This is a genomic window from Prosthecobacter algae (assembly GCF_039542385.1).
Classification (GTDB): domain Bacteria; phylum Verrucomicrobiota; class Verrucomicrobiia; order Verrucomicrobiales; family Verrucomicrobiaceae; genus Prosthecobacter; species Prosthecobacter algae.
In genome coordinates this window covers 22,632-43,824 of sequence record NZ_BAABIA010000002.1, presented here as the reverse complement: position 1 = coordinate 43,824, position 21,193 = coordinate 22,632, and the positions used below count along the sequence as shown (strand labels likewise).

At 57.3% G+C, this 21,193-nt stretch carries 20 protein-coding genes; 6 read left to right on the top strand and 14 right to left on the bottom strand.

Annotated elements, in window-relative coordinates; translation table 11 throughout:
- Position 1: 1 nt before the first annotated feature.
- The 6 genes from ABEB25_RS03725 to gcvT all read right to left on the bottom strand — a co-directional run bounded on the left by ABEB25_RS03725 (position 2) and on the right by gcvT (position 7,566).
- On the bottom strand, positions 2 to 424 hold the full coding sequence (locus ABEB25_RS03725; RefSeq protein ID WP_184209786.1) for a hypothetical protein: 423 nt from the start codon (positions 422 to 424) through the stop codon (positions 2 to 4).
- Between the two features lie 3 nt (positions 425 to 427).
- Positions 428 to 2,242, bottom strand: coding sequence for a DUF1549 and DUF1553 domain-containing protein (locus tag ABEB25_RS03720; RefSeq protein WP_345735037.1), 1,815 nt, complete (start codon positions 2,240 to 2,242; stop codon positions 428 to 430).
- A 4-nt stretch (positions 2,243 to 2,246) separates the two neighbouring features.
- Positions 2,247 to 3,641, bottom strand: coding sequence for a DUF1501 domain-containing protein (locus tag ABEB25_RS03715; RefSeq protein ID WP_345735036.1), 1,395 nt, complete (start codon positions 3,639 to 3,641; stop codon positions 2,247 to 2,249).
- 65 nt (positions 3,642 to 3,706) lie between these two features.
- Positions 3,707 to 4,549 carry an alpha/beta hydrolase gene (locus ABEB25_RS03710; protein ID WP_345735035.1) on the bottom strand — a complete coding sequence of 281 codons (843 nt, stop codon included), beginning with the start codon at positions 4,547 to 4,549 and terminating at the stop codon, positions 3,707 to 3,709.
- A 77-nt stretch (positions 4,550 to 4,626) separates the two neighbouring features.
- Positions 4,627 to 6,300 carry a putative manganese-dependent inorganic diphosphatase gene (locus ABEB25_RS03705; protein WP_345735034.1) on the bottom strand — a complete coding sequence of 558 codons (1,674 nt, stop codon included), beginning with the start codon at positions 6,298 to 6,300 and terminating at the stop codon, positions 4,627 to 4,629.
- 159 nt (positions 6,301 to 6,459) lie between these two features.
- Positions 6,460 to 7,566, bottom strand: a complete 1,107-nt coding sequence (gene gcvT, locus ABEB25_RS03700) for a glycine cleavage system aminomethyltransferase GcvT (RefSeq protein ID WP_345735033.1) — start codon at positions 7,564 to 7,566, stop codon at positions 6,460 to 6,462.
- A 102-nt stretch (positions 7,567 to 7,668) separates the two neighbouring features.
- Between gcvT and ABEB25_RS03695 the strand changes: the two genes are divergently transcribed.
- The 3 genes from ABEB25_RS03695 to ABEB25_RS03685 are packed head-to-tail and all read left to right on the top strand — an operon-like array spanning position 7,669 to position 10,642.
- A complete protein-coding gene (locus tag ABEB25_RS03695) occupies positions 7,669 to 8,460 on the top strand; it encodes a sialidase family protein (protein ID WP_345735032.1) in 792 nt (263 codons plus the stop codon).
- Positions 8,369 to 9,583 (top strand): sialate O-acetylesterase, encoded by a 1,215-nt coding sequence (locus ABEB25_RS03690; RefSeq protein WP_345735031.1) that lies wholly within the window; start codon positions 8,369 to 8,371, stop codon positions 9,581 to 9,583. Before ABEB25_RS03695 ends, ABEB25_RS03690 begins: the two co-directional genes overlap by 92 nt.
- A gap of 24 nt (positions 9,584 to 9,607) precedes the next feature.
- The gene (locus tag ABEB25_RS03685) at positions 9,608 to 10,642 is read left to right on the top strand and encodes a LacI family DNA-binding transcriptional regulator (RefSeq protein ID WP_345735030.1); all 1,035 of its coding nucleotides are present in this window, start codon (positions 9,608 to 9,610) and stop codon (positions 10,640 to 10,642) included.
- On the opposite strand, the gene ABEB25_RS03680 is transcribed toward ABEB25_RS03685, so the two are convergent.
- The 3 genes from ABEB25_RS03680 to ABEB25_RS03670 form a co-directional block, all read right to left on the bottom strand.
- On the bottom strand, positions 10,639 to 11,574 hold the full coding sequence (locus tag ABEB25_RS03680) for an NAD(P)/FAD-dependent oxidoreductase (RefSeq protein ID WP_345735029.1): 936 nt from the start codon (positions 11,572 to 11,574) through the stop codon (positions 10,639 to 10,641). The genes ABEB25_RS03685 and ABEB25_RS03680 overlap by 4 nt on opposite strands.
- Positions 11,575 to 11,632: 58 nt before the next feature.
- On the bottom strand, positions 11,633 to 12,274 hold the full coding sequence (locus ABEB25_RS03675; RefSeq protein ID WP_345735028.1) for a c-type cytochrome: 642 nt from the start codon (positions 12,272 to 12,274) through the stop codon (positions 11,633 to 11,635).
- An 87-nt stretch (positions 12,275 to 12,361) separates the two neighbouring features.
- Complete coding sequence (locus ABEB25_RS03670; protein ID WP_345735027.1) at positions 12,362 to 12,742, bottom strand: hypothetical protein; 381 nt, start codon at positions 12,740 to 12,742, stop codon at positions 12,362 to 12,364.
- Positions 12,743 to 12,873: 131 nt separating this feature from the next.
- Between ABEB25_RS03670 and ABEB25_RS03665 the strand changes: the two genes are divergently transcribed.
- Together ABEB25_RS03665 and ABEB25_RS03660 are read left to right on the top strand one after the other, a co-directional pair.
- Positions 12,874 to 13,488: an Ntn hydrolase family protein gene (locus ABEB25_RS03665; RefSeq protein WP_345735026.1), complete on the top strand. Its 615-nt coding sequence runs from the start codon at positions 12,874 to 12,876 to the stop codon at positions 13,486 to 13,488.
- A gap of 19 nt (positions 13,489 to 13,507) precedes the next feature.
- Complete coding sequence (locus ABEB25_RS03660; RefSeq protein ID WP_345735025.1) at positions 13,508 to 15,508, top strand: prolyl oligopeptidase family serine peptidase; 2,001 nt, start codon at positions 13,508 to 13,510, stop codon at positions 15,506 to 15,508.
- 389 nt (positions 15,509 to 15,897) lie between these two features.
- On the opposite strand, the gene ABEB25_RS03655 is transcribed toward ABEB25_RS03660, so the two are convergent.
- Both ABEB25_RS03655 and ABEB25_RS03650 read right to left on the bottom strand, forming a co-directional pair.
- Positions 15,898 to 16,323 carry a DUF1501 domain-containing protein gene (locus ABEB25_RS03655; protein ID WP_345735024.1) on the bottom strand — a complete coding sequence of 142 codons (426 nt, stop codon included), beginning with the start codon at positions 16,321 to 16,323 and terminating at the stop codon, positions 15,898 to 15,900.
- A 193-nt stretch (positions 16,324 to 16,516) separates the two neighbouring features.
- Positions 16,517 to 16,774, bottom strand: a complete 258-nt coding sequence (locus ABEB25_RS03650) for a hypothetical protein (protein ID WP_425571961.1) — start codon at positions 16,772 to 16,774, stop codon at positions 16,517 to 16,519.
- A gap of 298 nt (positions 16,775 to 17,072) precedes the next feature.
- On the opposite strand from ABEB25_RS03650, the gene ABEB25_RS03645 reads away from it, so the two are divergent.
- Entirely contained in the window at positions 17,073 to 17,264 is a 192-nt protein-coding gene (locus tag ABEB25_RS03645; protein WP_345735621.1) for a GNAT family N-acetyltransferase, read from the top strand.
- Between the two features lie 175 nt (positions 17,265 to 17,439).
- Here the strand turns inward: ABEB25_RS03645 and ABEB25_RS03640 are convergent, their stop codons facing one another.
- From ABEB25_RS03640 to ABEB25_RS03630, 3 genes are read right to left on the bottom strand one after another with little or no spacing between them, the layout of a single operon-like run.
- Positions 17,440 to 17,814, bottom strand: a complete 375-nt coding sequence (locus tag ABEB25_RS03640) for a hypothetical protein (protein ID WP_345735023.1) — start codon at positions 17,812 to 17,814, stop codon at positions 17,440 to 17,442.
- Entirely contained in the window at positions 17,811 to 19,001 is a 1,191-nt protein-coding gene (locus tag ABEB25_RS03635) for a dicarboxylate/amino acid:cation symporter (RefSeq protein ID WP_345735022.1), read from the bottom strand. The genes ABEB25_RS03640 and ABEB25_RS03635 overlap by 4 nt, the downstream gene beginning before the upstream one ends.
- A 32-nt stretch (positions 19,002 to 19,033) precedes the next feature.
- On the bottom strand, positions 19,034 to 20,773 hold the full coding sequence (locus ABEB25_RS03630) for a DUF4062 domain-containing protein (RefSeq protein WP_345735021.1): 1,740 nt from the start codon (positions 20,771 to 20,773) through the stop codon (positions 19,034 to 19,036).
- Positions 20,774 to 21,193 lie beyond the last annotated feature (420 nt).

Sequence of the window (21,193 nt, the reverse complement as noted above, 5' to 3'; positions counted from 1 at the left end):
GCTAAACCATCGTCCCAGGTGTGGGCGGTGGGTCCAGGGGGAACTCGCGCTTTTTCACCAGCGCATAGATCACCAAAAAGAGGCCAAAAGGGGCCATGTAGGACATGATCATCGCACCGCCGTAGATGCACATGAACCAGAAGAACCAGCTCGCCCGGTAGCGAAACCAGGTGGCGGCGATGATGACCAGGATCAGCCCCACCACAGCAATGCCGATGCCAAAGAGGAAATAGTCGAAAGCTTGGCTGGCATCGGCCGTGACGTCCTTGATGACCACGCCACCCTCCGGCACCGCAGAGGCCCCCAGGCTCATCGCCTCGCGCATGCTGAACCAACTTAGCATGAAGCCGATCACCTGGGCAGGCTGTAGGAAGGCGCCGATTTTGGCCAGCAAGGCGCCACGTTCCGGGGTAGGGGGTGTCATGAGTCAGTCTATATAGACGAACTCATTCGCATTCAACACCGCCAGACAATAATCGGCCAAAGCTCCCTGGAAACTGCCTGCTAGGGGAATCTGTGCTCGGATGAAGTCCTCTCCCAGCTTTTGCTCTTGCTCCGTAGCCTGCCGTGAGAAACAGCGCTGCGTGATCCAGGTGATCATGCTTTGAGTGTCTGAACCGTGCCGTTCCTGCGCTTGTTGGGCCAAGGAGAAGGCCATGGACTGGGTGAACTCAGAATTCATCATCAGCAATGCCTGTGGTGCTGTGGTGGATTGCTCACGGCGTGAGCAACTTGCAAGGGCATCGGGGCGGTCGAAGAGGTCAAAAATAGGCTGGCGGGCATTTCGCCGGGCAAAGATGTAGAGGCTTCGGCGCTTTTGCTCGGTGTTATCGTCCGTCACGGCAGCCTGCTTTTTCAGCAGCGTGCCACTGATCTCCTTGGGCAGGGGCAGATGCACCCCAGGGCCGCCCGTTTTGAGATTGAGCTGCCCGGTGACGCTCAGCATCGCATCGCGCAGCATCTCGCCGCTGAGTCGGCGCCGTGGCATCGCGGCATACAGATTGACGGCCTCTTCTCTCATTCCCGGTGGCTGGGTGGCCTGCTGGTAGGTGGCAGACATAAGGATGAGCTTGTGCATTTTTTTCAGGCTCCATCCCTGGCGTGGCAGTTCCGCTGCTAGCCAGTTCAGCAGTTCCGGATGCGTGGGGACCTGGCTCTGCACCCCCAGATCGCCGGGGGTTGGGGCCAGAGGTTTGCCAAAGTGCTGCAGCCAAAGGCGATTGACCGTGGCCCGCAGGAACAAGGCATTGTCAGGGCGCGTGACCCAGTGGGCGAGGCTCGCGCGGTCCTGGGCAGGCAGATCCAATCCGCCGCCGATGCGTGGGTAACCTGGATCAATGGCAGGGCCAGGGCGGCGGAAATCACCCCGCACATAAACCACGCTGGCAGGCACACCCTCAGTGTATTCACGGACGGACGGGCCGAGTTGGCGGTCGATTTTGGGAAGCACGGCCTTGTCAAAAAAAGCCCGCAATCGATAAAAATCGGCCTGACTTAGGGGATCATAAGCATGGTCATGGCATTGTGCACAACCAATGGTTAGGCCCAGGAAAACCGAGCCGACGGTGGTGGTGATTTCATTCAGCACGACATGGCGGCGTTCGTCTTGATTATTGAGATCCGGCATGTCCGGCCCGGCGAAGAGAAATCCGGTGGCCACTTCTTCACCATCGGGCAGCAGATCGCCGGCGATCTGTTGGCGGACAAAGTCATCGAAGGGCTGATCCTTGTTCAGCGCCTGTACCACCCAGTCCCGATACTGCCAAGCGCGGCTGCGTTCGCGATCATGCTCAAAGCCATCGGTCTCTGCAAAGCGGGCCATGTCCAGCCACCACTGAGCCCAGTGCTCCCCATATTGGGGACTGGCCAGCAGCCGGTTGGTAAGTGCATCCAGAGCTGGCTGAGGGGATTTTTGAAAGGCTACCTGAAAAGCTGCGGCTTCCTCCGGCGCTGGTGGCAGACCGGTGAGGTCAAAGGTGATTCGTCGGATCAACGTCTCCGCCGAGGCCGGGGGAGATCGTTTGAGCCCTGCCTCGGTGAGCTTGGCCTCAATGAAGGTGTCCAGCGTTTTTGCGGCCTTCCCATCGGCCTGCGTGTTCAGTTGTTGAAAAGCCCAGTGCTCTTGATCTTTGGCTGTGATCGGGGGTTCGTCCTTCACAGGATCGGTCGAGGCACGAATGGCACGTCCATGGGCGGAGGTCAGTCCCAGGCCCATCAGAAGGGTGACAAGAATCAGCTTCATGGCCTCAGGTCAGGATGCCCTTCACCACGTGGCCCGCCACATCCGTCAGGCGTTCATCGCGGCCATTGTGACGGTAGGTCAGGCTTTCATGGTCCATTCCCAGCAGATGCAGGATGGTCGCGTGCAGATCATGCACGTGCACTTTGTCCTGCACAGCGCGCAGGCCCACATCATCGGTGGCCCCGTGCACGTGACCATGTTTGACGCCTGCCCCGAAAAAGACGGTGCTGTAACCCCACGGATTGTGGTCCCGGCCTACACCCTTTTCACTCATGGGCATGCGGCCAAATTCACCGCCCCAGATGACCAGCGTATCTTCCAGCAGTCCACGCTGTTTGAGATCTCGGATGAGACCCGCCACCGGTTTGTCCGTGCGGGCGCAATACTCGGTGTGGTTTTTCAGCACATCTTCATGGGCATCCCAGCCATTCGTATCGCCTGAGTAAAGCTGCACAAAACGCACGCCCCGCTCGATCATGCGCCGGGCCAGCAGGCAGCGGGTGCCGAATTCTTTGGTGGTCGGGTCATCCAGACCGTAGAGGGTTTGAGTCGCTGCGGATTCTTCGGAAATGTCCACCGCCTCAGGCGCATCGGACTGCATCCGGAAAGCCAGCTCATAAGCGCGAATGCGGGCCTCTAGGTGTGAGTCGGCTCCGCGCTGCGCCTGATGCATCGCGTTGAATTGATTCACCAGATCCAGGGTCGCCCGCTGCCTCGCTGGCGAGCGCTCGGAGGCTGATTGTAAATGCAAGATGGGGTTCGCACCCGGTCTCATGGTGATGCCCTGGTAAGTGGCAGGCAGGAAGCCATTGCCCCAGGCTGGAGGACCACCTTTGAGACCGCCGCCAGGGTCCGGCATCACGACAAAGGAGGGCATGTTTTGGTTCTCCGATCCCAGTCCATACGCCACCCAGCTTCCCAGGCTAGGTTTGCCCATGAGGATGGACCCTGTGTTCATCTGATAGACCGACTGCGGGTGATTGACGCTGTCGCCATGGCAACTGCGGATCACGCACATCTCATCCGCCAACTCCGCCATGTGTGGCAGGAAGTCGCTGATCTCGATCCCGCTCTGCCCTCGGGGGCGGAAGGGTTTCACAGGGCCTAACAAAGGATTCTGTGCGACCTTGCGCCTTGTCTCCACCGCACCAAAACTTTCGGGCAAAGGTTTTCCCGCGTGCTTGATGAGTTCCGGCTTTGGATCCAGCAAGTCCACATGGCTAGGCCCGCCATGCATGAAGAGCCAGATCACCCGTTTGGCCTTCGCCGGAAAGTGCGAGCGCTGAACGGGCAGCGACTCCGAACCCAACAACTGCGAAAAGGCCACACTGGACAACCCCACGCATGCTCCGCCGATGAATCGGCGTCGTGAAAAGGCAGGTGAAAAATCGACAGTCATGGTCGGATGCGAACAAGACGAACGCACAAGACCTCTTCTAACCAATTTAGATGCAAAAGGGCAATCTACTTCATCAGTCCGCTGTCTTGCAGCCATTCCGTGAAGCGCTGGGGCCAGCGGCCTGCGGCGGTTTTAGTGCCGGGCTTGTAGCCAAAACCGTGACCGGCTTCGCTGTAAATGTGCAGTTCCGCTTTCACGCCGGCTGCCTTGTATTTGAGATACAGAGACGCCATGCCTTCGGAGATGTCGGGGCGGTCGCTGTAACCACAGGCGATGAAGAGAGGTGGCATGCCTTTTTCAGCGGAGAAGAGGCCGGAGGTGCCGGGGTAGATCAGCGCCTGGAAGTCCGGGCGGCTGCTGGCGCGCTCGATGACATCGGCCGCATCGGCCTGACCGGGGTCATTTTTCATGGCGGCAAAGGCAGCCAGTTCACCTCCAGCGGAAAAGCCCATGATGCCGATGCGTTCAGGATTGATGCCCCATTCCTGGGCGCGGCTGCGCACGGTGCGGATGGCGCGGCGGGCATCCGCCATGGCGTGATCCTGAATGGTGTAGGTGCTGCCTTTTTCACGGGCGAGGCGGTACTTCAAAACAAACGCGGCGATGCCATGGTCGCGAAACCACTCCGCCAGGGCGTAACCTTCGTGGCCCAGGCAAAGCTTGGAATGCCCACCGCCAGGGGCGATGATGACAGCCACTCCTGTGGCATCCTTCGTCGGGATGTAAGGCGTGATCGTCGGCGCATGCACATTCATTACATTGCTGCCTTCCTGCTTCTCAGGCTCTGCAGCGCGGGCTTCGGAGCCGGGGGCACCTTTTTCCCAGAGGAGCAGGGCGGCAGGTTGGTCGGCTGCCCAAGAGGCAGTGGCCGTGGCGAGAAGAGCAGGCAGGAGAAGGGAAAAGCGCATGGGAAGAAGCGAACGGTGAGGGACAGGGAGATTGATCAGGCGAGACCGATTTTTTCAGCCTAACCAAAGGAATGAAATCAAGGCGGCGTCAGCTTGCTGACCAGATTGCTCAAGTAAGGGAAGAGTTGTTTCTTGCGGCTGACCACGCCCGGCATGTCATAGATCTGTGGGCTGCGTTCGTGGTAGTCCACGTCAATGGCGGCCTCCACCCGCTTATCCCCGGCGACCAGCAGCACGCTGTGATGAGCGGTGATGTCCGTGACCATGAGGCAGGCAAAATGAAGGTCATGCGCGGCACACAGGGCCACCAGGGCGGCGTGAAGCTCGGCCTGCTTTTTCCAGAATTCGTCCAGACCCATTTCTTCGATCTGGCTGATGCTGATTCGCCAGCCGTTTTCCTCGAAGACTTTGCGATCTCCCTCGATGGCTCGGGCCGGGGTGGCCTCACGAAGCAGGGAGCCAGCGGCAAAGAAGTCCTTCACAAACTGTGCGGCATCAATGCCCGCCACCTCGGCCAGCCAGGCCAGGATTTCCCGGTCCGTGTTCGTCGTGGTCGGGCTGGTGAGATTCAGCGTGTCAGAGATTAATCCCGCACACAGGCAGATGGAGGTGGACTTATCGGGTGTCAGCCCGCGCATCTTATACATGATGCCCACGATGGTGCTTGTGCTGCCCACGGGTTCATTGATGAAACGCACGGGTTCTTTCGTGCGCAGATTTCCGCTGAGGCGGTGGTGATCAATCACCTCAATGATCTCGGCTTCATCTGCCCCGGCGACGGCCTGACTGAATTCATTGTGATCCACCAGCACCAGTTTGGTGCGCGGCACCTCCACGAGGTCGGACTTGGAAAACACCCCTTCCAGTTTGCCCGTTTCCTCATCGATGACGGGGAACAGAGGCTGATGCGAATTTTGCACCACATGGATGATCTCACGCAGCGGGGTGCGCGAGGTGAAGGAGAGATATTCATGCGCGGCCTCACCAATGGGGCGCGAGAAACGGATGAGCTGCGAGGCACTGGCCGTATCCTGTGGGGCCACGATCACGCAGATGCCCTTTTCCTGGGCCTGTTTTAGCAGGTCATCGTGGGGCATGAAACCACCGGTGACGACGAGGCAACGAACGCCCAGCTCCAGCGCCAGTTTGTGAATCTCTGGGCGATCTCCCGTGACGAGCACGAGCTGGCGTGGCGGAAATTGTTTAGCTCGGTCGCGGGAGGTGTTTTCGCTAGAGGCCGCTACGACGAGGATCAAGTCTTCCACCTCATCTACGCCTGAGGTATTTCCGATCAACTGCCCGCCGAGGGCCGTGACCATGTTTCTCACACAGGTGCGCACTTCGCGGTTGGCCGCTTTGTGGGTGGATTCGCTGGGCAGGAAAAGCTGCGCCATTTCCTGGATCGTCGGCATGCCGATGAGCTTTTGCTCGCCATTCACCACGGGAATAGAGCGGAAATTGTGCTCCAGCATTTTGCGATAGACGGAGAGGAACGTCTCATTGGGAGAGGCCGTCAGCACTTCCTTGCGGCCCACGAGGGCTGCCGTTGGGCGCACATCCAGCAGCAGCTTAGGCGCGGCGGCCCCGGCGAGCTTCAACACCCAGTTCGTCCGCGCATTGATCTCGCCGCAACAGGCCGCGATAACTTCATCCTCGCGCACACAGCGCAAGTAAGCGGCATAACCGATGGCCGCGCAAATCGCGTCCGTATCAGGATTGCGGTGGCCGATGACGTAGATGGGGTCTGACATGGGTGGGATCGAAAGGTAAGGCTGGACTAAACGAACACAATTCCTTGATCCCCGCCAAGACACAAGGACACTTGCAGTCGTTCTTTAAAGTTCTTAGGGGGCGAGTCAGCGGCCGGGAGGTGGCATTCCAAGGTTCCCCTGAACTCGTCTCTGACGTGATTACGACTTTTTCCAGAACGGCTTCTTCACCACCTCGGCTGGAAAGTTTCTCCCTCGGATTTCGATCTCAATCGTGGTGCCGATTTTAGCAGCCTCCAGAGGCAGGTAAGCCATGCCGATGCCAGTGCTCAGGCTCGGGGATTGCGTGCCACTGGCGACTTCGCCCACGATGTTACCGTTGAACAGAACGGGGTAATGCGGGCGTGGCGGAGGGGCTGTGCCAGTCATCTTGAAAGCCACGAGCTTGCTGGGCAGACCCGCTTCTTTTTGGGCCACCAGGGCCGCTTTGCCGATGAAGTCTTCTTTGTCGAAAGCGACGAAAAATCCGAGTCCTGCCTGGAGTGGCGTCTTATCAGGGAAGAGGTCGTTGCCATTCAGCGGGTAGCCCATTTCCAGCCGCAGCGTATCACGGGCTCCCAGGCCACAGGGCAGTCCACCTTCCTCACGGGCGGCGGTGACGAGTCGGTCAAACCACTCGGTGGCGGCGGCGGCAGGCATGAAGAATTCAAAACCCTCTTCACCGGTATAGCCGGTACCGCAGAGCCACATGAAACCGGCTTCACCCGCTGCCACGAAGATGCTGTTGTGCGGCGGGAAAGGAGCCTCCTGGCCGAAGACTTTTTCAAACACGGCGCGGCTTTTCGGCCCCTGGATGGCGAGACCGCCCGTGGCATCGCTGAGGTTCGCCATCTGCACATCGTCCGCCTCAGTGAGCAGGCTCTGCAACTGCGACCAATCTTCGGCGATCTTGCTGGCATTGACCACGAGGAAAAATTCCTTGGCCGTGGTGCGGTAAAGGATGAGGTCATCAATCACCCCGCCTTGTTCATTGAGCAGCAAGGAATACTGCCCTTGGCCGATCTCGAGCTTGGACACATCATTGGTCAGGGCCCGATTCAAAAAGCTCAGCGCATCTCCGCCACTGACGATGAACTGGCCCATGTGTGAGATGTCAAAGACGCCCACGGCTTTCCGCACCGCGTGGTGCTCCTGCACGATGCCCGTGTATTGCACCGGCATCTCCCAGCCGGCGAAAGGAATAATTTTCCCTCCCAGGGCCACATGGCTGTCATAAAGGGGCGTGCGGAGGAGCGGGGCATCGGACATATAAGGTAGAGTGGCGGGAGTGATGGGGATGTCAAAGTGCGGCTGGGGATTCCTCGAAGATAGCTGCGCGAAAGCTCGCGCTGTTGGCGTTTCCACGGGCGCATGATTTGTCGTCTCTTTCTTACGTCCCTTCTGGCTGGTGCGGCTATGGTCACCGCCTTGGCTGAAGACCTCGCCCTGCCACAAGCCACCGTCATCCTCTCTCCTGGACCGGATTACAGTGAAACCGCCCGTGTCTGGCAGGGCATCCCGGGCATCGAGAGAGCCCCCAAGGGCCGCCTTTGGTCCACCTGGTACAGCGGTGATGAAGGCGAGGGCGCGATCGGCAATTACGCCCTCGTGGCCACCAGCGGAGACGATGGCAAACGCTGGTCGAAACCCATCATTATCGAAGGGCCGAAGGGCACCAAGATCGGCGACCCGATCCCCTGGCTGGACCCCAAAGGGAGGCTGTGGGTGTTTTACAATCAGCTCACCGAAAAGACTGCCACCAGCCCCACCCTGCGCGGCACCTGCGCCATCCGCTGTGACGATCCGGACAAGGCCACGCCTACCTGGTCCGCCCCTTTTCTAGTAGCCAAAGACGGCATCCTTTTTGGCAAGCCCATCATCCGCGCCAGTGGCGGCTGGTTGGCACCCTTTTTCCTCATGGGAAACCAGGCGGGCAGGCCGGAGACCTGCACTCTCCTGAGCCTGAATGAAGGTGAATCCTGGGAATGGCACGGCGGCACCAGCATCCCGGATGCCGCTGAGGAATTTCAGCGAGGCCACCCTGGCCCAGCGAAAAGATGGCAGCATTTGGATGGTCATCCGCACCTCCAAAGGACTCTACGAAAGCACTTCCAAAGACGAGGGGAAAACTTGGTCCGAAGCCAGCGCCATGCCGCAGTTTGAAGGGCCCTCCACCCGCGCCTGCATGATGAAGCTGGCTTCGGGCGCTTTTCTCCTCATTTACCACGATGCTAAAAAGCTGAAGAGTGGCGCCTATCCCCGCACCCGCCTCACGGCCTGGCTTTCGGACGATGAAGGCCGCACCTGGCCGCACCGACTCCTGGTAGATGAGCGCAGCAGCGTCTCTTACCCCGATGCCATCCAGGCTCCTGATGGTCGCATCTACATCACCTATGATCACGGGCGCTACAATGCGGGTGAAAAGGAGGTGCTGGTCGCCATCGTCCGTGAAGAAGATCTGCGTGCTGGCAAATTTGTTTCCCAAGGCTCGGCCCAGCGTCTGGTGGTGAATCGTGCGCTGGGTTATGGCAACCATTCAGACAAACGCACGGAGGCCGAAGTGGCTGCCAAACTACCGCCCAAGGAAAAGCTGCATCTCTACCTACTCATCGGTCAGTCCAACATGGCCGGACGCGGCGTGCTGGATACGGAAAAGCGCCTCTCCCGGCAGCGCGTGCTGAAGTTCTCGCCTAACAACAAGTGGACTCACGGCATCGAGCCCCTGCATCATGACAAACCGGCGGCGGTCGGCGCAGGACTGGGCATGAGCTTTGCCCGTGAGATGGCGGAGGCGTATCCTGAGGCCACCATCGGTTTGATCCCCTGCGCCGTCGGGGGCACGCCACTGGAGCGTTGGGAAAAAGGCGGTGACCTCTATGCCCAGGCGCTGGAGCGTGCCCGTTTGGCCATGAAGGACGGCACCTTCAAGGGCATCCTTTGGCACCAGGGGGAAGGGGACTCGGGCCATGAAGGTAAGTCCAAAAGTTATGCTGACCGCTTGGCCCAAATGATCGTGGATCTGCGGGCGGATCTCGGTTCTGGCGAGCTGCCATTCGTGGCGGGGAAACTGGGTAAGTTCCTGGCTCTGGAGACCAAAGAAAAACAGCCCAGCTACTGGCCATTGGTGAATGAACAGATCGCCTCCATCCCTGCCCGTGTGCCGAAAACCGCCGTGGTCGAATCGACGGATCTCAAACACAAAGGCGACCAAGTTCACTTCGACACTCCTTCACTGCGAACCTTTGGCCAGCGATATGCGGCGGCGATGAAGCTTTTGCAGAAGTAACCCTTCTCGCGTAGAGCGAAGGGCATGTCGGTCACCCTCCAGCAAATCGCCCAGACGGCAGGCGTCTCCGCCATGACGGTCTCGCGGGTGATGCACCACTCGCCCCGTGTCTCGGCAAAGACACGCGAGCGCGTGCAGCAGGCCATTGCGGCTCTGGGTTATCAGCCAGACCCGCACCTGGCCCGCATGATGACGATGGTACGCGGGCGCAAAAAATCACGTGTCCGCGCCGTGATCGCCGTCATTCGTGAGACGGTGCCTAAGGATGCGCTGCACAGCAGCACCTATCAATACGTGCCCATCGAGGACATCCGCCGTCGCGCCAGCCAGCACGGGTATCACGCGGAGGAATTTTGGTTAGGCAAAGATGGGCTCGATCCTGCACGTCTGGTGGGCATCCTCCAGGCGCGTGGCATCGAGGGCATCATCGTTTCGCCCCAGTCTTCGCAGATGCTGTGCGCGCAGTTGGACTACGCCCCCTTTGCCGCAGCCACCTTTGGTTTTGGCCTCACGCAGCCCTCGCTGCATCGCGCAGCCGGAAACATGAACCTCGGCATCCAGCTCGCGGTGAAGGAGCTGCAGGCGCGGGGTTATCAGCGCATCGGTCTGGCGGTCACTCAGTGGGTGGATCATCGGGCTGAAGGGGCTTACAGTGGGGCCATGCTGCATGTGCAGCAGGCCATCCCGCTGGCCCAGCGCATCCCCGTTTTACTGTTCCCGCACAATGACTTCAGCCGCTGCCGGAAGGAGTTCATGGAGTGGATGCAAAGAGAGCGCCCAGATGCCCTCATCACCTTCGATCAGCATGTTCCCGACTGGCTGCAAAAAATGGGCCTGCGAGTGCCGGAGGACATCGGCCTCGTCGTCCATGACTGGACCTCCACCATGAAAGGTTACGCGGGCATTTATCAAAGGCGCGACCATGTGGCGGCTGCGGGGGTGGACCTGGTGGCCACGCAGCTTTTGCAAAATGAAAGTGGCGTTCCTGAGGTGCCTCGTCAGATCCTCATCCCACCCGAGTGGATCGAAGGTCCCTCGGTCCGGGCGCGCCAGAGTTAAAAGGTTGCTAGCAGCGCTTCCGCCTGGGATACACCTTGCAACCAAGCGGCCTCAACGCGCGATTGCCCCAGGGCATCCCCACAGAAATGCAGGCCTGCCGGGAGGCTGGGTGGGCTCACAGGTTCGTTCACGCGCGCAAATCGCCAGCGGTGCGTGAGCTGGGCCGTAAAGTTTTGCGGTGGCAGTTCCCACAGCGTTTCTAGCTGCTCCCGTAAAAGCGCCGACCATTCCTCGGGCGGGGATTCCAGGTGCTCGTAACTGAATCTTTCCCCCGCATGTACCACCATGACGATATTCCCTGGTGTGATGCGGCCTAACTTATGATTCTCACATGCGGACCAGGCGATGTCGTCGGTGGGGCTTCCCATCATGCCGAAGAGCTCGGCAGTTTTGCCCTGCGGCGGCTGCTGATACAGGGCCAGCATGGCCAGGCAGGGTACATAGGGATCCACGGTGGCGGGTTGGTTAAACAGCTTGAGCGTCTGTGGCAGTGGTGCCGTGCTGATCACTTGGTCATAAACTTCATTTTGGATCTGCCAAGCCTCCCCGTGGGCCGTCACGGGGGCGAGGGTTTGCTCGAACCGAACTTCTAGTCCCTGCGCCAGATCACGGCACAGGTGGCTATTGCCTTTCACATGGTAGTAGCGCGGGGGACAGGATGACTGGCCATTTTCAAGGTGAAGCACAGGGGCCGTGAGGGACTGCACCTGGTCGCCACAGACCTCCTGGACCGCCTCTTTAAAACCGGGATCACGCATCGTGAAATACTGCGCGCCATGGTCCACGCGGCAGTCCTGCCAGCGTTTGGTGGCGCAGCGCCCGCCATAGCCACGCGATTTTTCAAACACCGTCACGGGCATTCCTTCCTGCTTCAGACGTCGAGCGCAGGCTATGCCGGCGAGTCCGGCTCCGATGATGGCGATTTTGGGCATGGCCACTTTACGCCTGTTGTCGGCAGTGGGGCGGATATACTTTGGCTTGGGGATGGATTCAGGGCTTAACGGGCTCTGGATTCAGTGTCAAAATGTAGCCCACCAGGTTTTTCATCACCTGCTCATCTTCTATGAAAAGCGTGGTCATCATCACCATCTTCGCCCCCTTGTCATCCCCCTTGGCATTGCCGCGGTGGAGGCTCTTGAATTTCTTGAGCTGAGCCAGCAGGTACCACCCCTGGCGGCCGACCAAAGGCGGGCTGCCGAAAAGCTGTTCGCCACTGGCATTGTAGCGATGGCATTCCATGCAGCGTTCGTAAAACAGCTCCTGGCCAGCCTGCACTTGGGCACCTTCCAGCGTGCGTTCTTTCGGCACCACCAGGGCCAGGGATTGCACGTGATTGGCCACCGCCGTCATCTGCTCGGGTTTTAGCGTCTTAGCGATGGCCGCCATCAGGGCTCCTTGTGGGTCCACCTGCCCATTCTCACCCCGTCTGCCTTCGTGAAAGTTGGTCAGTTGCCGCAGCACATACCACTCCGGTAGATTGGCGATGGAAGGTGTCTTTAGGTCATCTTTGCCTTCACCCTTGGGCCCGTGGCAGGCCGCGCACACCGTTTGAAAAAGCTGCGCTCCCATCTCCTCGGCGGGGCATCTCAGCGCGAGGGAGATGAGAAGGAAAAGCGTGAGGAATCGAGGCATGAAATAGTAAACGTTAGCCTCTGATAAAGTCTCTCGCTGCTCAGCCGGAGCGCAAAATGCGCACAGCGATTTCAAGGAATGCTTACATTACGAGTCAATGGATGCATCTGTTTGTCCCGATAGAAATCGAGACAGACCTCTGAGAAAAAAAGAAAAGGCCAACAAGAATAGGATCGCTGAAAGGGGCGTGATAAACAGCGATATCCGACCGGTCATCCACTGCATTGTTAAATACGAGCCGGGAATGCTCATGCCGATCACGGCGAAAATCATCTGATACAGAGCTCGCTCTCGAATAGCGGCCCGGCGTTTTCTTTTAGCCGTCATAAGCATCGCTTCTGCAGCCTCCCCTGAGATTCCATGTTTTTCCTCCAGCCATTCCTCCACTTCGATCTCGTTCGCATCCCAGTGAATTTTGGAATTCAACTGATCCTGAATGGACTGGAGCTTGTCTTCGGGAGTGGGCATGCGGAGTTCGGACGTGAATCGCTCGATGATTGCGAGGCACAATGAACTGTCAAGACGGCCAGGGGCTACCAATGGGTCAGGCGTTCTCCATCTTGCGCAAAAATCAAGACCTGCCACACTCCCCGTCCATCATGTCCACCATCGTCGTCGCCCTAAAGAACGGAGTCGCCTGCATCGGCGCAGATACCATGAGCAGCCTCGGCTCCCTGCGCCAGCGCGCTCACCATGTGGTGAATAAAAGCAAGATCACGAAACTGGGAGATACCTACGTGGGCCTCACCGGCACCACCACCAGCCTGGTGGTGATGAATAGCTACTTTGCCAACCCTGAGCGTCCGCGAGATTTCTCCTCCACGGACATGATCTTTGAGACCTTCCGCCATGCGCATCACTGGATGAAGGCCGAGTACTTCATGGCCACTCAACCCGACAAAGGTGAGGAGTATGAGACCACCCAGTTTTATGGTCTCATCGCCAATCCTCACGGTATCTTTGCTCTGTATTCCTACCGCAGCGCGCAGCAGTTTCACAAATTCTGGGCCGCTGGTTCCGGGCGTGACTTTGCCCTCGGAGCCATGCACACCGTGTATGATCAGTATGAGGACGTGGTGGACATCGTCAAAGCTGGGCTCCAGGCCTCGGCGGAGTTTGATGGCGGCACCGGTGCCCCGTTTGAAATCCACACCTGCCCACTCATTGCCCCAGCGAAGTCGAAACCTGCCAAAAAGACCCGTCGTTCAGCGTAGCTCTCCCTCACTCCCAACCATGAAGTATCTTCCTCTTTTTTTCCTCCCCGTTCTGGCTTTGGCCGATGGGCCCAAGGATAACCTCGCCGATAACGTCCGCCCTGTGCCCCCCATCGGCATTGATGTGCCTGAGGCCGATGTCAAGGCGCTGACCCAGGGCCTGAGCGAGCTGCGTACCGCCATTGACGCTGCGGTCAAAGCCCAAGCGAAAAATCCCAAGCTGGCCGATCTGTCTCCCGATGTGGAGATCTTTTATAAGGGCGTGGATTGGGCATTAAAGTTCAAAGAGATCCATAAACCTGCCGAGATCAAATCGGCCCTGGAAACTCTGGCGGAAGGCAAGCTGCGCGCAGAACAGCTCAAAAATGGCCAGTCTCCCTGGACGACACAAAAGGGCCTCGTGGTGCGTGGTTATCGCTCCAAGATTGACGGCTCCGTGCAGCCCTATGGCCTGGTGATTCCAGACAGCTACAATGGTGCGGCCACCCGTCTGGACGTGTGGTGCCATGGCCGTGGTGAGACCCTGAGCGAGCTTTCCTTCATTGATCAGCGTCGTAAACAAACAGGCAATGTGGCTCCGGCCAACACCATCGTCCTGCACCCTTACGGCCGCTACTGCTGCGCCAATAAGTTTGCCGGTGAAATGGACCTGCTGGAGGCGCTGGATCATGCCAAGAAATTCTATCATGTGGATGAAGACCGCACCATCGTGCGTGGCTTCAGCATGGGCGGTGCGGCAGCGTGGCAGTTCGCCGTGAATTACTCGGACAAATGGTGCGCCGCGAATCCCGGTGCGGGCTTCTCAGAGACCCCTGAATTCCTCAATGTCTTCCAGACCGAAGACGTCACCAAAGTGCCTTGGTATGAGAAGACCCTGTGGCACTGGTACAATGCCACCGATAGCGCGGTGAATCTCTTCAACACTCCCACCGTGGCTTACAGCGGGGAGATTGATAAGCAGAAGCAGGCGGCTGACATCATGGAGAAATACCTGAAGGCCGAGAACATTGACCTTGTCCATATCATCGGACCGCAGACCGGTCACAAGATCCATCCCGATTCCCTCATCGAGATTGAGCGCCGTCTGGCAGACATTGCCGCCGTGGGTCGGGATCGCAGCCCGGACGAGATTCATTTCGCCACTTGGTTCCTCCGGTATAACAAAATGCATTGGGTGACCGTGAATGGCCTGGGCGAAAGCTGGAAGCAGGCGCGTGTGGATGCCAAAATCACGGGTGCGAAAGAAGTCACGGTGAAGACCACCAACGTCACGGCCCTGAGCCTGGACATGCCTGCGGGTCACTGCCCATTCAGTGTGCAGGAAGCGCCGGTGGTGAAAATTGATGGCAAGGAACTGACGGTGGCCAAGCCCAAGTCGGATCGCTCCTGGCTGGTGCATTTGCGCAAGCAAGATGGGAAGTGGGCGGTCGTCGCCAGTGCCCAAGAAGAGGGCAAGCTGACCAAACATCATGGCCTCTCCGGTCCGATTGATGATGCCTTCATGGGCAGCTTCCTTTATGTGAAACCGACGGGCACGGCTCTGAACGACAAAGTGGGAGCCTGGACCAAGGCGGAAATGGAACGCGCCGTCTTTGAGTGGCGCCGCCAGTTTCGTGGGGATGCCCCAGCCAAGGCAGACATGGACATCAGCGAGGCTGACATGGCCAACAACAACCTCATTCTCTGGGGCGACCCACAGAGCAATGCGGTGCTGGCCAAGATCATCGCCAAGCTGCCCATCCAGTGGACGCAGGACAAGTTGATCGCCAATGGCAAAACCTATGACACGAAGACCCACGCCCCCGTGCTGGTGTATCCAAATCCGCTGAACCCCAAACGCTACGTCGTCATCAATAGCAGCTTCACTTACCGTGAATACGATTACCTGAACAATGCCCGTCAGGTCGCCAAGCTGCCCGATTGGGCCATTGTGGATTTCACTCTGCCGAAGTCCACCCGCGCCCCAGGCGGCATCAGTGATGCAGGCTTCTTTGGTGAGACCTGGGAGTGGAAGAAGTGATCCCCGGATGGATCTAATTTAAAGGTTACTAAAATTCCCCTTCTGAAACTTTTCAGGAGGGGAATTTTAATTTTACCGCTGAGCGGCTATCCAAAGCCGGTTGCGAAAGCCCGCATCTGCGCTTAATCCCTCCCTTCAATCCCCTCAAAAGCGCCCGTAGCTCAGTGGATTAGAGCACCGGATTTCTAATTGAAAATCAACGATTTACGCAGTTTTGCATAGCTTTGAAAAAGCATGTGGAACACTGATGAAAAAATGTTTTCAGGGCCAATTTTGAGTGCCTGTTTTTGCGCAGCTTTGCACTGATTTGCGCCAGTTTTTCAGCAGACCGTAGAAAACGACCGTGAATTTTCATGGTCGTTTCCTGGCGCTGATACAAAGTCGTTTATTCAGACTTTGCGGCAGCCGGGTCTCCAAATCATACAGATTGCTGATCTTGGCCTGGGCGATGGGCTGGCGTCCGTTGCCGATGCGCGTGCCTTGATAAATGGCGGGCAAAACGAGCTGCCGTAGTTCGCGGAGCCGCCGTTGCCGGGATTGGGGCTCAGGGTGACAAAGCCAGGCAGGTTTTCATTCATGCTGCCGAGTCCGTAAGTGATCCAGGCACCCATGCTGGGACGCGGCGCGGTGGGAATGCCACAGTGCATTTGCAGGAAGGCGGGCGGATGATTCGGCACATCCGTCTTCATGCTGCGAATGAGGCAGCGCTTGTCCGCGTGCGCGGCGCTCTGCGGGAACAGCTCGCTGATCCACAGGCCGCTCTGGCCGCGCTGCTTGAACTCCCACACCGGGGCCATGAGATTGCCGGTGGGCACCTTGCCTTTGCCGATGGCCTTGCCCGCGTATTTCGCCAGCTCGGGCTTGTAATCCTAAAAACCGGAATGGAGTGCGCAAATTTGATCGCATTACCCTCATTCTCAAACACTTGGAGATAAGTGAGTTATCACTCAATAAGTTCATCGCGGAGCGATGGGAATTCATTGAACACCAAGGCGATGTGCTTAATGCTCATTTTCCATTTCCGTTTTTAGGGTAATCAAAGCTGTCCACATGCGATGGCCCGCCGTCCATGCAGAGGAAGAGCATGCGTTTGGCCTTGGCGGGAAAATGCGGTTGCTTAGGTGCGAGCGGTGGCGCAACTTCAGCGAGAGCACGCTGCGCTGCGAGCGCACTCAAGGCGAGATAACCAAAGCCCGCGCTGGTGCGTTGCAGCCATTCGCGACGGGAGAAGGCGGGGAGTGCGGTGGTGGAGTCATTAGCGGTCAAAGGATTGTTCCTTCAACCGGCCAAACGTGGACAAAGTTTTTTCCCTCCTGGTGTTGCATCACCGCGACGCTGCTCACCCTAATACAATGCCGAGTGCGCTCTGCGTCATGCGGTTCTGCGTGTTCCGCTGGGGATGAGCCTCTATGACGAAAACCTCGCGGGCGAGAGCTCAAACCTTCACTTTGGTCTGTTTGATCGCGAGCAGCATCTCGTCGCGTGCTTGCAAGCCATTAGACTATCCTCCACCGAAGCAAAGCTCAGACAAATGGCTGTTCTACCCGCCCTGTAAGGCCAGGGCCTGGGCCGACAGATTGTTCAATCCGTGGAGGAGGTTTTGCAACGGGAGGGCGTCCGTCAGTTCACGCTGCATGCACGCAGCAGCGTCTTAGGCTTCTACTCGCGTCTTGGCTATCTGCCCGTGGGAGAGGAGTTTACAGAGGTCGGCATCCCTCACCGAAAAATGGTCAAGGAGTTGTCTACCGTTGCGTGACACGCCATAGCCCGACGCATAGGCCCATGATGAAGAGCGCGAGCCACATAGCCTGTTCGGATAGATGCCCAGTTTGATGCGAGAGGATGCAGACTGCCGAACCGACAATGGAGGCGATGGCGAGAACTTTGGTGAAACGATGACTCATCATATTGGGTCTGGGTTTATCTGCGATTCATAAACTACTACGCAACAACATCCTACGCGCCTCTTTAATCGCTACGTCTAGATCTGCAAAAAAAGAGCCCTCACCAATTCCGGTGTCTTTCCAATCATAATAGATCCCCGGACCTTCGTTATCCCTCTCGCTCAGACATTGGAGTCGGCACCGAATGATCCCAAAGCCGTCAATCGAAACAACAACGCGCGTATCGTCAATTTGATCGCTTTCAATAACCTCAACAACGGTTTGCGTCACCTTTTGATCATAGCGCCTGCAAATCCATTCATGCAGCTTTTGAAAGTCGGTGTTGTTTAGCCTTTCGATTTCCGTCAAAAATTGCCCGAACACCGTAGGTGTTGCAGAGATGTCTGGCATTTCTTGGTTCATATCGGAGCCGCAGGATACTCTGAACCTCGCGTCTTACCGTCAAGAATGCAACTCACCGCACAGTCGCCCATCACGTTCACCATTGTGCGGCAGCGGTCCACAAACCAATCCACCGTCAGCAGCAGTGCCACATATTCGACTGGCAGGTTCACGCTGGAGAGCACTAGCGCTAGGGTGGCCGCACCGCCTTCGGGGATGCCCGCAGCGCCCATCGCCGCCAGCATGGAGGTGAGCACGATCACCAACTGCGCCGGCAGGCCGAGCGAGATTCCCACCATCTGCGCCACGAACAAGGCGGCCACCGCCTCATAGAGGGCCGTGCCATCGTTGTTAAAGTTGGTGCCCACCATGGCCCCCAGATTGGCCGAGTCCTCACGCAGCCCCACCTTCTCCCGCAGGCTGGTGTAGGTGATGGGCATGGTGCAGGTGGAGCTGGCGGTGGAGAAGGCCGTCAGCAGCGCATCTCGGCAGCCTTGCAGCATTTGCAGCGGCGTCACCCAGGACCCACGCCAGACGCGCAGCAGGTAATAGGCAGACTGCAGCAGCAGCCCGGCGCAGACCGTCACCACGAACCAACCCAGAGCCGCAAACTGCTTCGTCGAGCCGGTGCCTACTTTGGAGGCGATGATGCCCAGCACCGCCAGCGGCAGCAGCTCGACCACCCATTTCAGGATTACCGTCAAAGTTGCCAAGGCCAGCTTCACCAAACCCTCCACCGTGGCAAAGGCGGGGTTCTGCCTCTGTGTTCTCAGTGCCAGCCCCAGCACGATGGCGATCACGATCACCGACAGCGGCTTGCCCTGGTCTCCCAGCGGCCCCAGGAAGCTCTTCGGAATGGAGTCTTCGAGCATCCCGAGCAGGCTTCCACTCGCCACACTGTCCCCAGCCTCCACTGCTGGTTTGGGGGAGTGGACACCCGGCTGGATCACGTTCGCCAGCAACAGGCCAATTCCGATGGCCATCGCCGTATTGGTCAGCAGCAGCCGCGCCAGTTTACCCACCTTGGCCCCCTGCACTTGCGCTGTCATCAGCACATGCGTGATGGCAAAGAGAATCAGGGGCAGCGCCAGGGCCTTGATGGCAATAATGACAAGCTTCGTTGGCTTTCCCCATTCACCAGCTTGTTCCTGAAATATAATCCCAGCTAACGATCCGATCACTATGGCCAGCAGAATACGACCACTCAAATATGACCGATTTGTGAAAAACAATTTGGTCATCAGTCGCTTGGTGTCGAATTGAAAAAATCCCCTGATGTGATGTCAAACCTCGCTTCAAACCCATTCGTCGAGTGCCTTCGAATCATCGCATCGGCATTTAATCGCACATGTTCAAACATCTGCTTTGGAGAAAAGCGAACTCCCCATGTTGGGCTACCCGCATTGTTGTAGCATTCATCGAGATCTAGGACTCCATTGTCCCAGAACATCATGACGTCAAATGAGGCACAGTTGGTGAGCTGTTCGAGATACCCGAATTTGAAGTCAACGCTCTTCAAGATTGACACTGGGTTAATTGCAGAAGCATACAATCCGATCATTTGCTGAGCGCCATCCAAACTCAATTTCCGCCCTTTGTAGATAACATCTTTGGGCATCGGTGACATGGTTGCCCGCAAATAGTCGTCGAGACAGACTGGATCAACTGGCTCAAGACCGTGTTTTGAGGCCCATTTCTGACTCAGTGTCGCCAGCACTTTTTCCTCATCGACATATTTGTCCCCCTCGCCATGCGCGGCAACCAAGCAAAACCTACCGTTTGATGAAGCAACATAGATCATAGACTTCATCTCCAGCTCCATGGGTATGCCGCGAACCCCATTTGCCTTTCGAAGTCTCACCCGGCAGGCGTTGCGGCAACCCACTGTCACTGGTTTTCGACTGTAGTGCGCGACAAACCCGGCTCCCTTGTCAGTATTGATCGCACCGTTGAATTCAATCATGTGCCTCAAATTCAAAGGGAAGCCGTCTTCCATCTGCAACGCATACAGGATAAACTCGACCCTACCGTGAGGCGACCATTTCTGGGCATCATCCGGCCATGTCAGTGTTGAAGGCTTCTTTCCGTCCCAAGAATACTTGAACTCCCCAAATACATAATCCTCTCCAAAGGACAATCTGCCCAACAACGCAATAGCGCGATTATTTCGGGCAATGTCGGCATGGCTTGAAGGATTTTCTGCACTCAAATAGTCAAGAATGAAGCAGTAGAGAAACTCAATTTCCTCTTGAGTCATTGCTGTGTCCGCAAGGAGGGAAATCAGCCATCTAAGCCTGCCTCTTTTACCTGCTAAATGACGATTTTCTACTCTGAGAGACAACAATGAAGTGAACCCGTCATTCTTGCCGTTGGTGATAGTCACTTCTTTTCGCGGGAAAAATTCTTCGCCGTTCCACCCCATGCCAGCCATTGCTTGGCCTAGCATTCTCAGCCTACTTGAGGGGATTAACCGCTTACCAACCAAGCCGATGGCCATTTCTATGTCATCCACATCTATCTCCAACCAGTTGCCTTGTTCGCGTCTGGTTATGTAGGTTAGGAAATCCGCAACAGGCTCTTTCAATGCCTTCTTGTTCCGAAGATCCCACACGCCTTTCCTCACTAGGATGATCGTTGGTTTCTTCAACTCTAGTGCATAAACAACCTCCGCCTGCGTTACGGTGAGAGTTTGTGGAGTTCCTAACGAGGCAAACAAATCCTTCTTCTTTGTTCCGAGATAGGGATTTCCCGGCCGCTCACCAACTATTGCGATAACGCAGTCAGCATTTTCTACCAAGTCTAGGCACTGATCATGAGATTGGGCTTCGGGGTCTGGAAGGACACCTTCCGTATCGAATGTGTATGGCTTGTATTCCTGGCGTTCCAGTTCCCGCATTAGGCTATTCCGAAAGTCTCTCTGATCGTAAACGGTGGACGAGACAAAAATGCGTTCCGCAGGTATGTAGGTAGTGCGTTTCATCAGTCAACGATGCTGCGCCAGTAGAATTCGAGGTGCAAGCTCTCTCTGCTCCTGCTGGCGTCACGGCGATCGGGCATAAATGTTCGTTTGGTCAGTCTTAATGCCTCGGAAGAGGTCGTTGATCCTCTGAAATTGCTCACGGAGGCCGTTCATCAACTAAAATAGTGAGGTTTGGAGCCAAATTTGGCCTTCCACACCGAAAGTTAGGGTTTTAACAACGATCAGTGAGGTGAAAATAACGATTTGGATGGTCGTCGGAACGGTTTCGATGGCTGGCGGGACGAAAGTTTGGGTTTTCGGGTCGAAATCGCGGGTTGGCGCAACAAGTTGGAGGGTCGCCACAACGATCTGGATGGTGGGGATGACGAGTTGGAGGGCGGGTGAGTCGCTCTGGGAGGTTGTTGCGTCTCGCCGGAGCGT